Consider the following 17,842-nt stretch of genomic DNA (forward strand, 5'->3'; position numbering starts at 1 on the left):
GACGCCGTCTTGCGCGGCGGCGACCTCGTGAAGATTTCGCTGATCCCCCCGTTTCATGACTCCAGGACACCGCACCGAGCGGAATCCCGCGAGGCCTGTGGATAACCCTGGGGCCGGGCTGGGGGCCGTTCCTTACTGCCTGTGGTTTTCTCGATTTCCCTGGGAGGGGAAAGGAGATTGGGGCTGTCTGCCGCCGGTCCGGGCCCCACCGCCGGCTCACCGGCGTCGGGGCCCGGCGCGTGACTTACGACGGCTACCGCGTCCAGTGCCTCGTCACCAGCGGTCGATGCCCATCGTCGTCGCCGCGCTGTGGATCGCGTTGTAGTGCGGGATCGACATGTCGGACTTCTTGTCCTTCGCCGGCAGGTTCTTGTCGGTCTGCCGGAACTCGTCGCGTGATCCGGCCAGCAGGCTCGTGCCATAGCTGACCGGCACGTCGGGCTTCCCGTGGATGGGGTGCGACTTGGCGGCCGTCTGGCTGCCCGCGTTGGCGAGGATGCTCCGCGCCTGGTTGTACGCGGCGGTCTTGATCGTCTTCGGATTCGCCACCACGGCGTGCGTGCCGGACTCCGCACGGGCGTGATCGGCGTTGATCGCGGCGGAAGCGGGAGCGACGACCGTGGCGACAGCGCCGACCGCGGCTGCCGCTGCGAGACCGGTCCGGGTGATGAGGTTCATGCAAGGCACCTCTTCTTGCTCGACGGAAAGGTTCCGGTTGTTGCGAGGAAGAGCCTTCTCCCGAGGGATGGGTGCCTGCTGAACGAAGAATTGACGTGCAGGTCACAGGGGCCGGCAGCGGCGGCTCGGCTTCAGCTCCAGGTCGTACCGGCCGGCTCCTCGATCGTGGTGTTGATGCGGTTGAAGAAGTTGGTCATGGCGACCATGAGGATGATGGTGGAGAGCTGCTTCTCGTCGAAGTGATCCGCCGCCTCGTCCCAGATCTCGTCCGGCACCGCCTTGCCCGAACGGTCGGCGATCCGGGTCGCGGCCTCCGCCAGCGCCAGGGCGGCGCGCTCGGCATCGCTGAAGAACGGCGCCTCGCGCCAGGCGGCGACCTGGTGCAGCCGCTCGTCGGTCTCGCCGGCCTTCTTGGCGCTGGCGATACCGCCGTATATGCAGGCGCTGCACCCGTTGATCTGGCTCGTCCGCAGGTGCACCAGCTCCAGGATCTGGTGCGGGGCGTCGCCATGGTGGATGGCCGAGAAGAGGGTCTGGATGCCCTTCATGGCGTCGGGTAGGACCATTGCCGGGTTCTTCATACGAGCGCTCATGGTGTTCCCCTTCGTAAGCCTGGGTGGCCGGTGCGTCTGTCTGTCGCACCGGCCGGCCGAGGTCCGTCACTGCACTGACGGATAGGGACGGGGGAATGTGACGGGTGGGCGAGAATAATTTCGGATGCTGCTTAGCTGGCAGTGCCCCAACGGCGCTTGACGACCACGCTGGACGCAGCCCTGTCGTGGAAGCACTGACGCAGTGGCTTGTCCCAGAGGCAGGACAGCGCGTTGATCAGCCCGCCGAACGGGACGATGCCGATGAACTGGTAGACGGCCCAGCGGCCGAAGGCGGCGCCCAGGGAGAGGTTTTGTCCGTCCGAGACCCGCGCGACGCGCAGCCCACAGATGCGCTTGCCGAAGGTGCCCCCGTAAGCATGCGTCATGAGGGGCTCATAGAGCGCCAGGGTTCCGAAGAACGCTGTCGCCATGGTCGCTCCGCCGGCGCTGTCGTTCTCGGTCAACGCCATCATGGCCATCCCTGCGGCAATGGCGATGGCACCTCCCCCGACCAGGATGATGAGGATGTCGATGATCCGGGCCCCGAGGCGCACGGCCGGGTTGGGCAGAGCCTCGTCGGGCGGCCCTGGCCTCGGGGGTATGTACGGCGGATGGAAGTGGGGCTGGTGCGCCCCGTATCCGTACGGCGGCGGCTGTTGGTGCTCATACATGCGGGCAGTCCAATGATGGCGTCTTTGATTGGCTGGAGGGGTGGTTCTATCTGGCCGAGGCGGCCTTGAAGATTTCAGCTACCACGGCAGTTCTTTCGGCCGTCGCTGCCACCACCAGCTGCGTTCGAGCAAGTCGAGGTGAGGGGTTCCGGTTGCTTCGGCGATCTCGTGGCCGCCGTCTCCTTGTGTCAGCGTTCTGAATTCGCTGTCCAGTTGGTCGAGCGCTTCGCGCAACAGCCCGCTTACCGGTTCCGGTAGGTCAGCGGCCAGTTGGTCGACATGATCCCGGCTCTGGAGAGCGGCGCAGTACATGTCCGCCGGGTAGCGGCCGGTGGGTTGCCAGCCCGAGGCCATGCGCCGTGTCAGCCTTTCCCACTCGGACAGGTAGGCGCGAGCCCGTTCAACAGCGGACTCCAGATCAGCAGGGAGACGGACGGCGGCGGATTCCTCCCCTGGTTGCGCAAGCGAGTTCACGGCTGCGGCGAAAGCTGAAGCGGTCGGGGTGGGGACAGGATGCTCGCGAATGATTTCGGGAAGCTGGATTGTGCGGACCTGTGAGAGCTGTGGAATATAAGCTTCCGCGGCGTCAATGGAATAGGACGCAGCCTCATCGTCGGAGGACAGTAGGCGTACCCGAGTCACGAGCCGGTCAGGGGTTGCCAGCCAGTATGCGCTGGGGATTTGTTCCTCGGCGGGATAGAGAATGACCGTGTTTGTTGCAGCAGAGAAAGTCAATGCCAGTTCGGCTTCGCTTGGGCGGTGCCTTACCGAGTCCTGGACGTAGATGTCCAGGGACTGCGACACATGCCCACCCGCGTCAGAGACGTCACACAGGACCGGGGCGTCCCAGTTCCGCTCGTCCTGGGCGCCGTCCGCATCGGCAACGTCGACTTCGCTCGACGATACGTGCAGGCATGCTGCGAGTGCACTGGCGATGAGGGCGGGCGGCAGCCGATCGATTTCGAGAAGGCTGTAGGCCATCGATAGGTTCCGTTGTAGATGTCGAGTGTCTTCTTTACGGCTTCCGCATTATTGACGAAGCGAGGGTTCCTCGTCGGTTTTTGTAGGTTGTATGGCCGCCATGGGATGCGGATTCGCTGTGGGCCTCGTGCCCGTGCAGCCCGTCGATCTGGCATGGCGGAGCCTTGTGGTGTCGTGACAGCGGGCGTGGCCCCTACCCGGTCGGCATGCTCCTTGCGTGGTTCGCCCGGAGCTCGGCCCACATATCCGCATACTCGGGCGTGATGGAGTCGACCGCGCCGCCACCGCGCTCGATCAGGACGAGGGAAATGGCGATAACGCCATCCAGCAAAGACCGGAAGGGTCTGTTGTTCGAGTCCTGATAGGCCTTCACCAGGATGTTGGTGAATTTTACGAATTGAGGGAGATTGATCTCGCACTCATCTTCGATGACGGGGCCAAGCCCTGATTGTTCTCCAACTGATCTAGACAGCGTATCCGCCTGCCCCAGGAAAATTTGGGCGACGGAATTTGACGGATTCCAGACGTCTTCGTCGTTCACCTGGAAGTAGCAGCTCACTCTGCCCACCTGACCTTCACTTCAACTCCTGGATTAGAGATCATCCACTCTTGTATACCAGATTCCACTGCGGCTCTGAATTCCGCTGTCGCGCCGGCTTGGACGAAGTCTAGGCCGAGCGGGGCCTGCTCGTAGCCAGCCATGTGTGTCCGGGCTCGAATGTATGAATCAAGTTTCTTGAAAACATGCTTCTTGATCCATTTCGGGATATTCACTCGCGGGTCCTGGCCGGTGGCCGTCTTTTCTTCCCAGAGTATGCCGTCCCGGATTTCATCAATGTCGGTTATGGTGTCCGAAAGGTTGTCAGGATCGTCGACGATGTAATTGGTGTCACCTTCGCGGGGAGGACGTACCCGGTTCGACAGTCCGTCTTCCCCACTTGCCGGGCCTGGCCCCGTGTGACCGCCATCATGCGGAAGCGCAGGGCTGTTTCCGTCTCCGCTGTTTGCTACATGGCCGGATTCGTGCGGATGCGAACCACCGTTTTCTGGTGCGTCGTGGCCGTGGCTGTCATGTGCGGCGCTGTCACCTGAGTCGTGGCTTGGGGTTGTGCGGTTGTGGTCTGTGCTTGCTGATGGTTCATGGGCCGCGCGGGGTATGCCGTGGTCGTTTGAGCGGCCCACGGCTTCGAGGCGGTCGGCCCCGGCGCGGGCGAGTGTGCGTTGGCCGGAGAGAGCGGCCTCGTGGGGGCCGGTGAGGTCGGCCTTGTGGGGTTCCTTGCGGGCCTCGGTGGTGGGTTGGTGTTCGGCGGACTCGGGGGCGCGGAGGTTTCCTTCTGAATCCAGGAGGAGGGTTTTTCCGTCCGCTGCCGTGTATTTGAGGGACGTGTTGGCCGGAGTGGGGGTGTGGTCCGGGAGTTTGCCGAGGACCTGCCGGAGTTCGGACGTGAGGTCGCCGACCTTGAAGAGGGGCTTCGCCGTGTTCAGGCCGATGCGGGCGCCCTTGACGACGTACGTTGCCGGGTCGATGACCTCACCGACCTTGGCAGCCGTGGTGATGGCCCTGGCCGTCACTCCCGCCTTGGTCGCGGCGGTGGCCTCGCCCCAGGGAGTCAAGAGCGTCAGTCCGTTGAACGAAAGCGTGCCGAAGGCCCGACAGGGATTCTTGCTCCACTCGTCCCATGCGACGAGGCCCTTGGATGCGCCGTTCGCGGCCTTCTTGTAGTCCTTGCCCACCTTGGGCAGCCAAGAGTCGGGGAGGTACCGGGCCACCTCGGCGACGGGAGCGTAGTTGCTGACGAATGCGAGCAGCGCCATGTTCTTCAGGGCTTCATACGACTTTTCCCGGCCGTCGACGCCGAACAGTGTCCCCAGCCCCCTGATCTGGGCCCAGGTGCCGTCGATGAGGAAGCCCTTGGCGAAGTCCGTCGTCCCGTCGACTGTCTTGTGCCAGAGCCACTCCGCGCCCTCGTACTCGCGCTTCTCGACGTTGCCCCACGGGGTCTTCTCCGCCTTCGCGGCGTCGCTCGGCTTGTAGCCGTACATCCCCTTCTTGTGAGTTCCGTCGTCCTGGACGAGGCGCAGGTTCTTGTCGAAGAGTCCGGTGATCTTGTTGAAGGCGTTGAGTTCAGCCGCGTGGAACTTCTCCTGGGCCATGGCCACGGCCTGGATCAGGTGTCTGTTCTCGTCGACCTTGGACTGGTCCTTGAGCCACTTGTCGTCGTTGCCGATCGAGGCGCGGAACGCGACGGCCTGCTCGCGCAGTCGGTCCAGTTCCTTGACGATCGGGCGGATCTCCGCCGCGTACTCGGATAACGCGGACTTGACCTTGTTCAGCTCGTCCGCGAAGTGCGCCGCCCGTTCGCGTACGGGGAGCGTCGAGCGGAAGAGCTGGTCCGCCTCCGGGGCGTCGTAGTAGGCCGACAGGCCCTGGAAGGAGGCGTGCGTGTCCGTGCCCGTGGTGCGGATGTCGGACGCGTTCTTGGCCAGGCCCGCTATGTCGCCCACAAGGGCGTCCACGTCGCCGGTGAAGTGCGGGATGCTGATCGGGTCTATCGGGGAGCTGTTCACTTCTTGGGCCCGCCCAGTTCCTCCGGCGTGGGGGCCTGGCCCGCCGTCCGCTGAGTGTTCGCGGCCATCTCCAGGTCGCCCTGTGCGTAGGCCGCTGTCGCGTCCACCGCGCCCTGAAGCGACTTCTTCGCCCGCGCGGCTATGTAGTTCAGCTCTGGCATGGCGTGGTTCGCGTAGGCCTTGAGCGCCATGCCGACGATGCCCTCGCCCGCGTCGCACGGGCCGGCCAGGCGGCCGGTGTGACCTGCGGCGGACTCGACGTGACCCATGTACGAGTCGGCCTCGGCCGCCAGTTTGTCCGCGATCTCGGCCGTCCTGGCGACCACCCCGCGTACGCCGTCGGGCTTGATGTCCCACCTGGACATGACGGCGCCTGCCCCTCCCCCTGAGAACGGTTCCCCTGCGTGTCAGCGGCTGGCGGCGGTGCCGTCGCCTTGGTTCGCATGTGCGTTTGACGCACGGTGAATTTTTTATCAGCCGGGGTGGGGGAGTGCGCATGAATATGCGTACTTGGGTTCGTTTTCGGTCAGTCGGTCGTCTGTGAGTAGCGGAGCAGCGCCCGCAGGGTGCGGGGGGAGAGGGAGAGGACGACGGTTGGGGTGTCGCTCTCGCGGAGGTGGATGCCGTCGGCGCCTGCGGCCAGTTCTATGCATTCGTCGGCGGCTCCGCCCGCGCTGAAGCTTGACTTTCGCCACTTGAGATCAGGCACCGAAGACCTTTCACAGGGTGTAGAGAACGTGCTGAATCAGCGAGAGGGAGTCCCTCTTCTTATAGAACTCAGGTTCGGGGTCGGGGTCAATCGGCGGTAGTGCCGCCGCAGTCAGCCCTTCGAAGGTCTCCGCGAACGTCGCATACCGGGCTTGGTCGGTGATGAAGGGTGAGGCGACCGGCTGCTCTACGTAGGTTGTGCCGAGCTCCGGCACGGCGTGGTCGAAGAGGACAAAGGGTGCGCCGAATCCAGCCGGGTAGGCCGTGGTTTCGAACGGCAGGATCTGGATCTGAACATGCGGCAGGCGTGCCATCGAAGTGAGGTGTTCGATCTGGCGACGCATGATGCCGGCGTTTGCGAATCGCATGCGCAGGGCGGCTTCGTGGATGACCGCGTGGAGGGTGATGGGTGAGTCACCGTCCAGGACTCGCTGGCGGTTGGTGCGGAACTCCACGAGCGTGTCGATCTCCGCAGGTGAAGCGTCCGGCTGTGCCCCCTCGAAGAGGGTGCGCATGTAGTCGGTCGTCTGAAGCAGGCCGGGGATATGGACCCACTGAAACGTTCGGTGGGTTGCCGAGTAGGCCTCAAGCTCAACCAGGTCCCGGGACGCCTGCGGGATCACCGACTTCCGGTAGTTCGACCACCAGCCCTTGCCTGATGACTCGCTCATGGCGACGAGGGCTTCAACTTTGGTTTGGTGCTCGCAACCATAGCCGTGGAGTAGGGCGCGCAGTTTCGCTTCGGGAATACCTGTTCGTCCTGTCTCGATGTGGCCAAGGTGCTGCGGGCCGAGCCCTGCGATGGCTCCTGCGGCAGCGGCGTTCATGCCGCTGGCGTCGCGGAGCTTGCGAAGCTCGATGCCCAAACGCCGCTGGCGTTGCGTCGGGTTGAGGCGTAGTCCCATGGGCTCCTCCTTGTGATGTTGGGCAGTCTGCCCGCTGGGAGTCAGCCGGGGCCACTCGTTGGGGTCAATCCAAGCGAAAGGGTTGAGGGCTATAAACCATCTTCCCTATCGTCGAACCGACCCGCCCTCCCCGGCCCATAAGCCGGAAGTGCACCGCGTCCGCATGCGCGCCCATCCGCGCCCCGTATGCGTGCCCGGCAATGCCACCGCGATCAGCCGTCCAAGAGGGCATCCGGCAATCGGTGAAGCCCAGGAGTCACGCCATGTGTCCCATCACCACCGTCGTCCCCATCCGTCCCGACTTCTCCCTCGGTTTCCTCCCCGTCCCCCGCCTGATCCGTGAGGTCCGCGCTGCCGTGCGAACCGCACTCGTCGCCGCCGGGCGGGAGGAGCTCGTCGACAGCACATTGCTCCTCACCTCCGAGGTCGCCACCAACGCCGTCAACGCCTGCCGTCGCAGCGACTGCACGGCCCCCGTGTCCGTCTACGCGAAGTGGATGTACGGCGGCGCCCTGCTCGTCCTCGTACGGGACTACGCCCCCGGCACGCCGCACGAGCGGGCGTGGCCCGTCGGCGGGGAGGGCGGGGAGGGCGGCCGGGGGCTGGCGCTCGTCCGGGCCTGTGCCACCGACTGGGGTGTGTGCCGGCATGGGCACACACCCGGGAAGGCGGTCTGGTTCCGCGTCGCGGCACAAGCCGCACCGGCCGCACAAGCCGCACCGGCCGCACAGCCCGGGCAGCCGACGGGTGCTCAATGATCAGGGACATGGCGAGATATGGCACAGTCTCACCTCGTGGAAGCGCTACGAGCTCAGGACCCCGCGAACATCGGCGTGCACACCGTTCTTGCCCGGCTCGGTGCCGGCGGTATGGGGCAGGTGTATCTGGGGCGGTCGCCCGGTGGGCGGCAGGTGGCGATCAAGGTGATCCGCGAGGACTTCGCCGAGTCGCCCGAGGCGCTTGCGCGGTTCCGGCGGGAAGTGGAGACCGTGCGCGCCGTGCGCAGCGCGTACACCGCCAATCTCATCGACGCCTCGCTCGAGACGACCCCGTACTGGCTCGCCACCGAGTACGTGCCCGGGCCGACCCTGGTGGAGGCCGTACGGGCGCGCGGGCCGCTGCCCGCCGACACCTGTCTGCGGTTGTTCGCGGCGCTGGCGGAGGCGCTCTCCCATGTGCACGCACACGAGGTGCTCCACCGCGACCTGAAGCCGCACAACATCATCCTCTCGGCCGTCGGGCCCAAGCTCATCGACTTCGGGATCGCGCGCGGCGCCGAGCAGACCGCGCTCACCCAGGCAGGTACGGCACCCGGCACCCCCGGGTACACCGCGCCCGAGATCATCACGCGGAACGACGTCAGCCCGGCGGCCGACGTCTTCGCCCTCGGCGCGACCATGGCCGCCGTGGCCACCGGACGGCCGCCCTACGGGGAGGGCCCGCTGGAGTCCGTGACGTACCGGGTCGTCCACGGGGAAGTGGACGTGGCCGGTGTGGAGCCGGCGCTCGCGGAGCTGATCCGGGATTGCGTCGCGGGCGATCCGGGCAAGCGGCCGGATCCCGCGCGGATCATCGCGCGGTGCGCGGTGAGCTCGGCGCTCGTCGACGATCCGGTGTACCGGGAGCTGACGGCGGTGGGCGGTGGGACGCCCGCGCCTTCCGCCGCGTACGTCCCCACGTTGGTGCCGGGTGCGCCCGTCGCCGCCGTCCCCACGGCGCCCGCGCCGCGTCCGCGTACGAAGCTGTGGCTGACCGTCGGCGCCGCTTCCGTCGCCCTCGGCGTCGTCGCAGCGCTCGCCGTCCAGTCGCTGGGCGACGACGCGAAGGGGGGAGATGACAAGGCGCTGGGGAAGGGGAAGGGGACGGCCAAGCCGGCCGCCTCCTCTGCCGCCTCCCCTGCTTCTTCCCCGGCCGCGTCCGGTTCGCCCTCGGGTCCGTCAGGTGCTCCCGCCCCTGACACGGGCGGCGGGAGCGGGAGTGGGAACGGGAAGGAGCCCGCCTACGTCGAGGCGACCAACCCCAACCGCGACTACTGGACGGCGAAGGAAGGCGCCCTCTACGGCGAGGGGACGTGCAACCTCCCCTCCGAGGAGCGGGTCGACGGGCAGTTCCAGTCCTCCGTGTCCGATGCGGTGAACCCGGAGGTCCGGGTGATGTCCGGCAAGGTGAAGATCACTTTCCGCTTCAAGTACGCCAGCCCCGACCGCATCAAGTCGCCCTTCTACGTCTCGGTCGCCGTCAAACCTCCCCACGAGATCGATTCGTCGACCGGCAAGCCGCTCTCGGGGCTGCGCCAGAACAACCTCGGCCTGGGTTACACCAGCAAACCCGTCGACATCGCCCCCAAGGACCCGGGAGGTTGGGGAGCCGATTTCAAGGAACTCACCTACCCCGACGACTTCCAGCAGTACGTGAACGGGAAGCCGTACGCCCAGCCGATCCCCGTCAGCAACGACCCCGGCGACTGGACGGTGCTCTTCGAGCACGTCAGGAGTGAGAAGGAGTACGCGAGCATCGGCTGCTACGGCTTCACCGCCAAGTAGCCCCCAGGGCGGGGGGTCCGCACGATATTTCGGAAACGGCAGTGCAACGGGCCTGCCATGGGGGAAGGTTGACGGGTGCGGAAGCTCTGGGTGGGCGTGGGTGTCGGCATCGCGATGTGCCTGAGTTTCATCGGGCTGCTCGTCGTCGGGGTGTACGTGGCCGCCGGGAACATCACCGGCCTGGGGAAGGGCGGCACGGTCGGGCTCGCCAAGGGCGCCGTGCCCGAGCAGTACCAGGCGCTCGTGGCCAAATGGGGCAATCTCTGCCCCGCCCTCAACCCCGCCGTGCTGGCGGCCCAGCTCTACACCGAGAGCAACTGGGACCCGACCGCCAAGAGCCCCGCCGCGGCGATGGGCATCGCGCAGTTCATCCAGGCGACGTGGGACACCGAGGGCCTCGACGCCAATGGTGACGGCAAGAAGGACATCTGGGATCCTGCGGACGCCATTCCGTCGGCCGCCTCCTACGACTGTCATCTGGCCAGGGACGTGAAGGGCGTGCCGGGCGACCTCACGGACAACATGCTGGCCGCCTACAACTCGGGCCCTTACAACGTCCTCAAGGCCGGCGGCGTCCCCTCCATCAGCGAGACGCAGGGCTATGTGAAGTCCATCCGCAGCCTGGAGAAGAGCTTCGCCCGCCCGGTCGGTCGGGTGGCGCCCTCGCAGCAGGCGGCCGGTGCCATCTACTACGCCCAGGAGAAGCTCGGCACCCCTTATCTCTGGGGCGGTGACGGCGGGCCCGAGGACAACGGGCGCTTCGACTGCTCCGGGCTGACCAAGGCCGCGTACGCCTCGGTCGGGATCGAGCTGCCGCGCGTCGCGAACGACCAGTGGAACGCCGGTCCCCACCCCAAGCGCGACGAGCTGCTCCCCGGGGATCTCGTGTTCTATGCGAACGATCTGAACGATCCGCGCAGCATTCACCACGTGGGGCTCTACGTGGGCGGCGGGTACATGATCCACGCGCCGCGGACGGGGGCCGTGATCCGGTTCGAGAAGATCGACTCTCAGCCGGACTACATCGGTGCCACCCGGGTCACCGCGGACGGTGCGAAGGCGCTGCCCACGGCGCCGGGAGCGCCGGGGCGGAAGGCCTGAGCGGTAGGCCTGAGTGGCTGAGCCGGCCGGGTACCGGCGGGGCCGGTGAGGCCCGGTGAGGTGGCGTCAGGTCGCGAATGGCCTGAACTCCCCGCGAACCTCGCCCCTGAGCTGGGGAATGGGTCACCCTTCGATAACGTCCAGGTGATCATTGGGTGGAGAGTGGAACGGCGGGCCGGAGCCAGGCGTTCCATTGGAGTGGTAAAGCAGCGCCGCGTGCTGCGGCGCACGGACCACGGGGGTCGGTAGCTGGGCGTGGTGACGGGCGACAGATAGGGGCCGGGCGATGGCTGGACTCGTGACGGCAGTGGCGGGAGGCTCCATGCCGGTGGCCGTGCTGGCCGGGGGCGAGACGAACCCCGACGTCAGCCTGCTCTACGACATCAACGGCATCGCCAAGGACGCACCCCACTGGGCCGACCGGGCCGTGGAGTTCATCGGCGAGTACGGCATCGTCCTCGGCCTCGCCGTGCTGATGCTGTGCGCCTGGTGGAGCGTTCGCAAGAGCAAGGACGCCCCTGCCGGGACGGCCGCGCTGCTGTGGTCGCCGCTCGCGGCCGGGATCGCGCTGCTGATCAATGTGCCCATCCGGGGGTTCGTCCGCCGGCCCCGGCCCTTCCTCGACCACCAGGGCCTGGAGGTACTGGTCAAGGGGAAGACCGACTTCTCCTTCGTCAGCGACCACGCGACGCTCACGATGGCGCTGGGCGTCGGCCTGTTCGTGGCCAACCGGAAGTACGGCCTCATCGGCATCGGGCTCGCCCTGCTGGAGGGGTTCTGCCGGATCTACATGGGCGTGCACTATCCGACGGACGTCGTCGGCGGGCTCGCCCTGGGGACGGCCGTCACGCTGCTTCTCGCCCCACTGGCGATGATGCTGCTCACGCCGCTGACGGGGTGGGTGGCGGGGACGCGGTGCGGGTGGCTCGTACGGGCGGGTGACGCGCCCGCGCCCATCGTGCCGGCCGCGACGGTGCCGCCCGAGGCGGCGGGACGTGAGGTGCGGGCCCAGGACCGGGACCTGGCCGCCTAGCGCTCCGCTGGGAGCGCGGTCGTGCGACTGCGGGCCGTCCGTGGCTGGTCGCGCAGTTCCCCGCGCCCCTTACGGGGCGCGCCTAGTCGCAAGCGCTCGAAGCGCCCGTCATGTGTTCCTCCGCGTCGGCTCTCGCCAGGGAGCGGGCCCGGCGGGCCGGGCCGTACCAGCCGCAGGTGCAGCGCGCCGTGCAGAACGAGCCTCGTTCGCTCGTACTGGTGATGTGGTCAGCGGGATCGGACACGTGACCACGCTACCCGGCCGTGACGACCGCCCCGTGGCGGTCGTTGGAAGGAGCGGGTTCCACTAGCGTGCGGCAGGGGGCTTACGGCCATGGCGGTGCAGGGGCGCAGACGCGGGGGCGCGATCGTCGCCACCGCGGTGGCGGGCGGCATCGCCCTGGGGCTGTTCGCCGTCTCCGGCTGCGCCGAGCAGGGCGGCTCCGCCGAGCGGGGCCAGGACGGCAAGGGCCCGTGGCACGGGGCGAGCGGGCAGGTCCGGCAGGCGCAGCTCGAGGGCCCGGTGGGGGTCGATCCCGCGCGGGCGCTCGCCGTCGTGCGGCACGCCCCCGAGGCCCTGGCCCGGGCCGGGGGCGCCAGGGTGCGGACGTCCATGGAGACCGTCAGCGGCGGGACGCGGCTGACGATCCGGGGCAAGGGCGGCTACGACTTCACCCGTCCGGTGGGGCGGCTGACCGTGACGCTGCCCGAGGGCACCGACGGGTCCGCCGGCCGCAGGGCGATCACGGAGGTCTTCACCCCCGGCACGCTGTATATGAAGAACCGGGGTGCGGGTGTTCCCGCCGGCAAATGGGTCCGGCTCGACACGGGTGCCCTCGTGGACGGCGATCTGCTCACCAGCGGTGCCACCGACCCCCTCGCGGCGGCCGAGCTGCTGGGCGGGGCGCGCGAGGTGGCGTATGTACGGGACGAGTGGATCGGCGACACACGCGTGGGGCACTACTGGGGGACGATCGATCTGGACCGGGCCGCGCGCGCCGCGCCCATGAGGGACCGGGCCGCGCTGGCCGCCGCGGCGAAAGGGTTCTCCAGTGGGACTGTGGCGTTCGACGCGTATCTCGACGAGGCGGGACGGCCGAGGGTGCTGCGGTACCGCTTCGGGGTCGGGGCGCGGGACGCACGGGCCGGCGGGCGTGGGCCGGTGGGGGAGACGGGGGTCGCCCCCACGGCCCCCGCGACGTACTTCCCCGGGGGTGATCCCGGCGGGGGCTCCGCCTACCGGCCGGACGCGGCGTCGGCCACCCCGTCCGTCACCCCGCCGGCCACGCCGATGACGGTGCCGATGACCGTGGTCTCGACCGTGGAGCTCGGTTCCTTTGGCTTCCGGCCGGACATCGAGCTTCCCGCGCCCGCCGAAATCTATGCGGGCACGGTCGCTTCGCCACAGAAATAACGCGGGAGGACATGGTTGGCCATGGAAATGGTCCATCTGTGCCATGCGCGGTGTGTGTACCGATCACTACGCTGGAAAGCGGTGACGTGACGGCCCCGGCCGGTGAGTACCGAAGCCCCGAGGACCCGAGGAGGTGAATCGCGTGGTTCCGCGACGTGGTTTGTGCGGCGGGCCGGACCCCGTGGCCCTCATCGAGATCGATCTCTACGGTGATTTGATGATCGCGGCGTCCATGGCGGACGAGGAGCGGCTCAGTATCGACCGGATCGATGAGGTTCTGCGCGTCGTGCGGCCCGTGCGGCGGGCGGAGCCCGCCAATCCGTCAGGTGCGCAGTAGCCTCGCGATGGCGGCGCTGGCCTCTTCCACCTTGGCGTCGATCTCCGCCCCGCCCTTGAGGGCCGCGTCGGCCACGCAGTGCCGGAGGTGCTCCTGGAGGAGCTGGAGGGCGAAGGACTGGAGGGCCTTGGTGCTCGCCGACACCTGCGTGAGTATGTCGATGCAGTAGACGTCCTCCTCGACCATGCGCTGGAGGCCGCGGATCTGGCCCTCGATCCGGCGCAGCCGCTTGAGGTGCTGGTCCTTCTGCTTGCTGTAGCCGTGGGGGCCGGCGGGGGATCCGGTGGCGGACGCGCCGTGGGCGTCGTCGTGCGGATCGCCGTGGCAGGGCGCCCCGACCGGTTCAGTGGCGCTGGTCACTGTGGCCTCCCTGGCCGTCATGGCGTTCTCCGTCGTTCTGCCGACGTGTCCGCGCTGGTCATCGGCGGGCTGCGGGGTCACGTCACGCTTGTCGGCGTCTAAACGTACCTACCCTTTTTGCATACCCCCGGCGGGTATATCCTACCTAAATTCATCGCCGGAGGCCCGTACCGCCTTCATGAGCACTCTGCCCGATGGGCGACACTGAGGGAATGCCAGTTAGCTGTGGCTGGATGATGCGCCTAGCATCAACGAGACCGAATCCGCTGCACCCCGAGGATCCCACGTGCGCTTTCGTCTGACCCCCAGGGAGACGAGCTTCTACGACATGTTCGCCGCCTCCGCGGACAACATCGTCACGGGCTCCAAGCTCCTGATGGAACTGCTCGGAGCGGATGCCTCCGCCCGGGCCGAGATCGCCGAACGGATGCGGGCAGCGGAGCACGCCGGGGATGACGCGACCCACGCGATCTTCCACCAGCTGAACTCCTCCTTCATCACGCCGTTCGACCGCGAGGACATCTACTCTCTCGCCGGTTCGCTCGACGACATCATGGACTTCATGGAGGAGGCCGTCGATCTGGTCGTCCTCTACCAGGTCGAGGAGCTGCCGAAGGGCGTCGAGCAGCAGATCGAGGTCCTCGCGCGGGCGGCGGAGCTGACCGCCGAGGCGATGCCGAACCTGCGGACGATGACCAATCTGACCGAGTACTGGATCGAGGTCAACCGTCTCGAGAACCAGGCCGACCAGATCCACCGCAAGCTGCTCGCGCACCTCTTCAACGGCAAGTACGACGCCATCGAGGTCCTCAAGCTCAAGCAGATCGTGGATGTTCTCGAGGAGGCCGCGGACGCTTTCGAGCACGTCGCGAATACCGTCGAGACCATCGCGGTCAAGGAGTCCTGACCTCCGGTGGATACGTTTGCACTTGTCGTGACCATCGCGGTCGCGCTCGGATTCACCTATACGAACGGCTTCCACGACTCCGCGAACGCCATCGCCACCTCGGTCTCCACGCGGGCGCTGACCCCGCGCGCGGCCCTCGCGATGGCGGCGGTCATGAACCTCGCCGGCGCCTTCCTGGGCAGTGGCGTGGCGAAGACGGTCAGTGAGGGACTGATCGAGACCCCGACGGGCGACAAGGGGATGGGCATCCTCTTCGCCGCTCTGATCGGCGCGATCGCCTGGAACCTGATCACCTGGTACTTCGGTCTGCCGTCGTCCTCCTCGCACGCCCTCTTCGGCGGCATGGTGGGCGCCGCGCTGGCGGGCGGCACGACCGTCATCTGGTCGGGCGTCATCGACAAGATCGTCGTGCCGATGTTCCTCTCGCCGTTCGTCGGCCTGATCCTCGGCTATCTGGTGATGGTCGCGATCATGTGGATGTTCCGCCGGGCCAACCCGCACAAGGCCAAGCGCGGCTTCCGCATTGCGCAGACCGTCTCGGCCGCCGGCATGGCGCTCGGCCACGGTCTGCAGGACGCCCAGAAGACCATGGGCATCGTGATGATGGCCCTGGTCATCGGCGATGTGCAGAGCAAGGGCGACGCGATCCCGGTGTGGGTCAAGCTCGCCTGCGCGATCATGCTCTCGCTGGGTACGTACGCGGGTGGCTGGCGCATCATGCGGACGCTGGGCCGGAAGATCATCGAGCTGGACCCGCCGCAGGGTTTCGCGGCGGAGACGACCGGCGCGTCCGTGATGTTCACGACCGCTTTCATGTTCCACGCGCCGATCTCCACGACGCATGTCATCACCTCGGCGATCATGGGTGTGGGTGCGACGAAGCGGGTCAACGCGGTGCGCTGGGGTGTCGCCAAGAACATCATCCTTGGCTGGTTCATCACGATGCCGGCCGCGGCCGCCGTCGCTGCGATCAGCTACTGGGTGGTCAACCTGGCGTTCGGGTAGCCCCCGGCTCCCCATGAACATGGGCCCGCCCCCTGGTACGAACAGGGGGCGGGCCCTTTGCCTTGCGGTGGCACCGCCAAGCAGCACCGCAAGGCGGCTTGTGTGCGGGTTGTGCGTGGTTGATCGCGCAGTTCCCCGCGCCCCTTACGGGGCGCTCCCTCACCCGAAGCGGCCCGAGATGTAGTCCTCCGTGGCCTGGACCGACGGGTTGGAGAAGATGCGCTCCGTGTCGTCGATCTCGATCAGCTTGCCGGGCTGGCCGACGCCCGCCAGGTTGAAGAAGGCGGTGCGGTCGGAGACCCGGGCCGCCTGCTGCATGTTGTGGGTCACGATGACGATCGTGAACCGCTCCTTGAGCTCGCCGATGAGGTCCTCGATGGCGAGCGTGGAGATCGGGTCGAGCGCCGAGCAGGGCTCGTCCATCAGCAGGACCCGGGGCTCGACCGCGATGGCGCGGGCGATGCACAGCCGCTGCTGCTGGCCGCCGGAGAGGCCGGCGCCCGGCTTGTTCAGCCGGTCCTTGACCTCGTTCCAGAGGTTGGCGCCCTTGAGGGACTTCTCCACGATCGTGTCCAGCTCGGACTTGCGGTACCGGCCGCCGTTGAGGCGGACGCCGGCGACCACGTTCTCGTAGATGGACATGGTCGGGAAGGGGTTCGGGCGCTGGAAGACCATGCCGACCATCCGGCGCACGGCGACGGGGTCGACCCCGTTTCCGTAGAGGTTCTCGTCGTCCAGCATCACCTTGCCCTCGACCCGGCCGCCGGGGGTGACCTCGTGCATCCGGTTGAGGGTGCGCAGGAAGGTGGACTTGCCGCAGCCGGAGGGGCCGATGAAGGCGGTCACGGAGCGGGGCTCCACGGTCATCGAGATGTCCTCGATGGCCTTGTGGTTGCCGTAGTAGGCGTTCAGGCCGCTGACGTCGATTCGCTTGGCCATGGGGATCACTACTTTCGGGAAATCAAACCGCGTCAGCGGCCGGCCTTGGGGGCCTTCCAGCGGGCGATGCCGCGGGCCACCAGGTTGAGGATCATGACGAAGGCGATGAGGACCAGGGCCGCGGCCCAGGCGCGGTCGTAGCTGGCCTCGTTGCCGGCCGCCCACTGCTCGTAGATGTAGTACGGCAGGGAGGACTGGGCGCCTTCGAAGGGGTTGTTGTTGATCAGCTGGGAGCCGAAGACCAGGAGGACGATCGGGGCGGACTCGCCGGCGATACGGGCGACCGAGAGCATCACACCGGTGGCGATGCCGCCTATGGCGGTGGGCAGGACGACCTTGAGGATCGTGCGCCACTTGGGCACGCCCAGGGCGTACGAGGCCTCGCGCAGCTCGTTGGGGACGAGCTTGAGCATCTCCTCCGTGGAGCGGACGACGACCGGCATCATCAGGATGGCCAGGGCCATCGACCCGGCGAAGCCGGAGTAGCCGTTGTCCAGCATCAGGATCCAGAAGCTGAGGACGAACAGGCCCGCGACGATCGACGGGATGCCCGTCATGACGTCGACGAAGAAGGTGACGGCCGTCGCGAGGCGGCCCCGGCCGTACTCGACCAGGTAGATCGCCGTCAGCAGGCCGATGGGGGCCGCGATGGCGGTGGCGATGCCGACCTGCTCCAGGGTGCCGATGATGGCGTGGTAGACGCCGCCGCCGGGCTGGATGGTCAGGACGCCGGCCATGGAGTGGCTGAGGAAGTTCCCGTCGAGGACCTTCACGCCGCGCGAGATCGTCTCCCAGAGCAGCGAGACCAGCGGGACGACCGCGAGCAGGAAGCAGACCCACACCATGCTGGTGGCGAGGCGGTCCTTGGCCTGCCGGAGGCCCTCGACCCGGGCCGCCAGGGCGAACATCCCGGCGACGAAGACCACCGCCGCGATCAGGCCCCACTGGACGCGGCTGTTCAGGCCGGCGCCCAGGCCGACGCCGGTGCCGACGGCGATCGCGGCGGCCGCGAGGGCGGCGGGGGCCCAGCGCGGGAGGCGGGGCTGGCGCAGGGTGTACGGGGGGAGGGGCGCGCTGTCGGCGACGACCGTGTCCTCCAT

21 protein-coding genes are annotated in these 17,842 nt (G+C 67.6%); 8 read left to right on the forward strand and 13 right to left on the reverse strand.

From position 1 onward, the window contains the following. Window positions 1–273: 273 nt before the first annotated feature. The 9 genes from ACFYZR_RS03530 to ACFYZR_RS03570 all read right to left on the reverse strand — a co-directional run bounded on the left by ACFYZR_RS03530 (window position 274) and on the right by ACFYZR_RS03570 (window position 7,104). On the reverse strand, window positions 274–678 hold the full coding sequence (locus ACFYZR_RS03530) for a hypothetical protein (RefSeq protein ID WP_391904415.1): 405 nt from the start codon (window positions 676–678) through the stop codon (window positions 274–276). Between the two features lie 131 nt (window positions 679–809). Next, complete coding sequence (locus tag ACFYZR_RS03535) at window positions 810–1,271, reverse strand: carboxymuconolactone decarboxylase family protein (RefSeq protein WP_391904418.1); 462 nt, start codon at window positions 1,269–1,271, stop codon at window positions 810–812. 131 nt (window positions 1,272–1,402) lie between these two features. Further along, window positions 1,403–1,825 (reverse strand): RDD family protein, encoded by a 423-nt coding sequence (locus tag ACFYZR_RS03540; RefSeq protein ID WP_391904420.1) that lies wholly within the window; start codon window positions 1,823–1,825, stop codon window positions 1,403–1,405. Window positions 1,826–2,020: 195 nt separating this feature from the next. Next, window positions 2,021–2,923, reverse strand: coding sequence for a hypothetical protein (locus ACFYZR_RS03545; RefSeq protein ID WP_391904423.1), 903 nt, complete (start codon window positions 2,921–2,923; stop codon window positions 2,021–2,023). A 193-nt stretch (window positions 2,924–3,116) separates the two neighbouring features. Then, window positions 3,117–3,482 carry a DUF6086 family protein gene (locus ACFYZR_RS03550; protein ID WP_391904425.1) on the reverse strand — a complete coding sequence of 122 codons (366 nt, stop codon included), beginning with the start codon at window positions 3,480–3,482 and terminating at the stop codon, window positions 3,117–3,119. Next, on the reverse strand, window positions 3,479–5,491 hold the full coding sequence (locus ACFYZR_RS03555; protein ID WP_391904427.1) for a hypothetical protein: 2,013 nt from the start codon (window positions 5,489–5,491) through the stop codon (window positions 3,479–3,481). Before ACFYZR_RS03555 ends, ACFYZR_RS03550 begins: the two co-directional genes overlap by 4 nt. Then, window positions 5,488–5,856 carry a DUF6507 family protein gene (locus tag ACFYZR_RS03560; protein WP_391904430.1) on the reverse strand — a complete coding sequence of 123 codons (369 nt, stop codon included), beginning with the start codon at window positions 5,854–5,856 and terminating at the stop codon, window positions 5,488–5,490. The genes ACFYZR_RS03555 and ACFYZR_RS03560 overlap by 4 nt, the downstream gene beginning before the upstream one ends. A gap of 161 nt (window positions 5,857–6,017) precedes the next feature. Beyond that, on the reverse strand, window positions 6,018–6,200 hold the full coding sequence (locus ACFYZR_RS03565; protein ID WP_391904433.1) for a DUF397 domain-containing protein: 183 nt from the start codon (window positions 6,198–6,200) through the stop codon (window positions 6,018–6,020). Between the two features lie 10 nt (window positions 6,201–6,210). Further along, entirely contained in the window at window positions 6,211–7,104 is an 894-nt protein-coding gene (locus ACFYZR_RS03570) for a DUF5753 domain-containing protein (protein ID WP_391904435.1), read from the reverse strand. Between the two features lie 263 nt (window positions 7,105–7,367). Here ACFYZR_RS03570 and ACFYZR_RS03575 point away from each other — a divergent pair, with 263 nt between their 5' ends. The 4 genes from ACFYZR_RS03575 (at window position 7,368) to ACFYZR_RS03590 (ending at window position 11,781) form a co-directional block, all read left to right on the forward strand. Beyond that, a complete protein-coding gene (locus ACFYZR_RS03575; protein WP_391904438.1) occupies window positions 7,368–7,862 on the forward strand; it encodes an ATP-binding protein in 495 nt (164 codons plus the stop codon). Between the two features lie 18 nt (window positions 7,863–7,880). Next, on the forward strand, window positions 7,881–9,647 hold the full coding sequence (locus ACFYZR_RS03580; protein ID WP_391904441.1) for a serine/threonine-protein kinase: 1,767 nt from the start codon (window positions 7,881–7,883) through the stop codon (window positions 9,645–9,647). A 75-nt stretch (window positions 9,648–9,722) separates the two neighbouring features. Continuing rightward, complete coding sequence (locus tag ACFYZR_RS03585; protein WP_391904443.1) at window positions 9,723–10,748, forward strand: NlpC/P60 family protein; 1,026 nt, start codon at window positions 9,723–9,725, stop codon at window positions 10,746–10,748. Window positions 10,749–11,076: 328 nt separating this feature from the next. Next, entirely contained in the window at window positions 11,077–11,781 is a 705-nt protein-coding gene (locus tag ACFYZR_RS03590; RefSeq protein ID WP_391905964.1) for a phosphatase PAP2 family protein, read from the forward strand. A gap of 82 nt (window positions 11,782–11,863) precedes the next feature. On the opposite strand, the gene ACFYZR_RS03595 is transcribed toward ACFYZR_RS03590, so the two are convergent. Beyond that, complete coding sequence (locus ACFYZR_RS03595; protein ID WP_391904446.1) at window positions 11,864–12,025, reverse strand: hypothetical protein; 162 nt, start codon at window positions 12,023–12,025, stop codon at window positions 11,864–11,866. 89 nt (window positions 12,026–12,114) lie between these two features. Here ACFYZR_RS03595 and ACFYZR_RS03600 point away from each other — a divergent pair, with 89 nt between their 5' ends. After that, a complete protein-coding gene (locus tag ACFYZR_RS03600) occupies window positions 12,115–13,194 on the forward strand; it encodes a hypothetical protein (RefSeq protein ID WP_391904449.1) in 1,080 nt (359 codons plus the stop codon). A 181-nt stretch (window positions 13,195–13,375) separates the two neighbouring features. Beyond that, window positions 13,376–13,531, forward strand: coding sequence for a hypothetical protein (locus ACFYZR_RS03605; protein WP_391904451.1), 156 nt, complete (start codon window positions 13,376–13,378; stop codon window positions 13,529–13,531). Here ACFYZR_RS03605 and ACFYZR_RS03610 read toward each other — a convergent pair. Then, a complete protein-coding gene (locus ACFYZR_RS03610) occupies window positions 13,517–13,912 on the reverse strand; it encodes a metal-sensitive transcriptional regulator (RefSeq protein ID WP_391904454.1) in 396 nt (131 codons plus the stop codon). The genes ACFYZR_RS03605 and ACFYZR_RS03610 overlap by 15 nt on opposite strands. A gap of 265 nt (window positions 13,913–14,177) precedes the next feature. Between ACFYZR_RS03610 and ACFYZR_RS03615 the strand changes: the two genes are divergently transcribed. Then, on the forward strand, window positions 14,178–14,798 hold the full coding sequence (locus tag ACFYZR_RS03615; protein ID WP_358633006.1) for a DUF47 family protein: 621 nt from the start codon (window positions 14,178–14,180) through the stop codon (window positions 14,796–14,798). Between the two features lie 6 nt (window positions 14,799–14,804). Beyond that, the gene (locus tag ACFYZR_RS03620) at window positions 14,805–15,803 is read left to right on the forward strand and encodes an anion permease (protein WP_391904458.1); all 999 of its coding nucleotides are present in this window, start codon (window positions 14,805–14,807) and stop codon (window positions 15,801–15,803) included. Between the two features lie 159 nt (window positions 15,804–15,962). Here the strand turns inward: ACFYZR_RS03620 and pstB are convergent, their stop codons facing one another. Both pstB and pstA read right to left on the reverse strand, forming a co-directional pair. Next, entirely contained in the window at window positions 15,963–16,742 is a 780-nt protein-coding gene (pstB, locus tag ACFYZR_RS03625; protein ID WP_391904461.1) for a phosphate ABC transporter ATP-binding protein PstB, read from the reverse strand. Between the two features lie 32 nt (window positions 16,743–16,774). Next, a complete protein-coding gene (pstA, locus tag ACFYZR_RS03630; protein ID WP_391905966.1) occupies window positions 16,775–17,842 on the reverse strand; it encodes a phosphate ABC transporter permease PstA in 1,068 nt (355 codons plus the stop codon).

It is taken from the genome of Streptomyces sp. NPDC001678, from assembly GCF_042892945.1.
Lineage (GTDB): Bacteria > Actinomycetota > Actinomycetes > Streptomycetales > Streptomycetaceae > Streptomyces.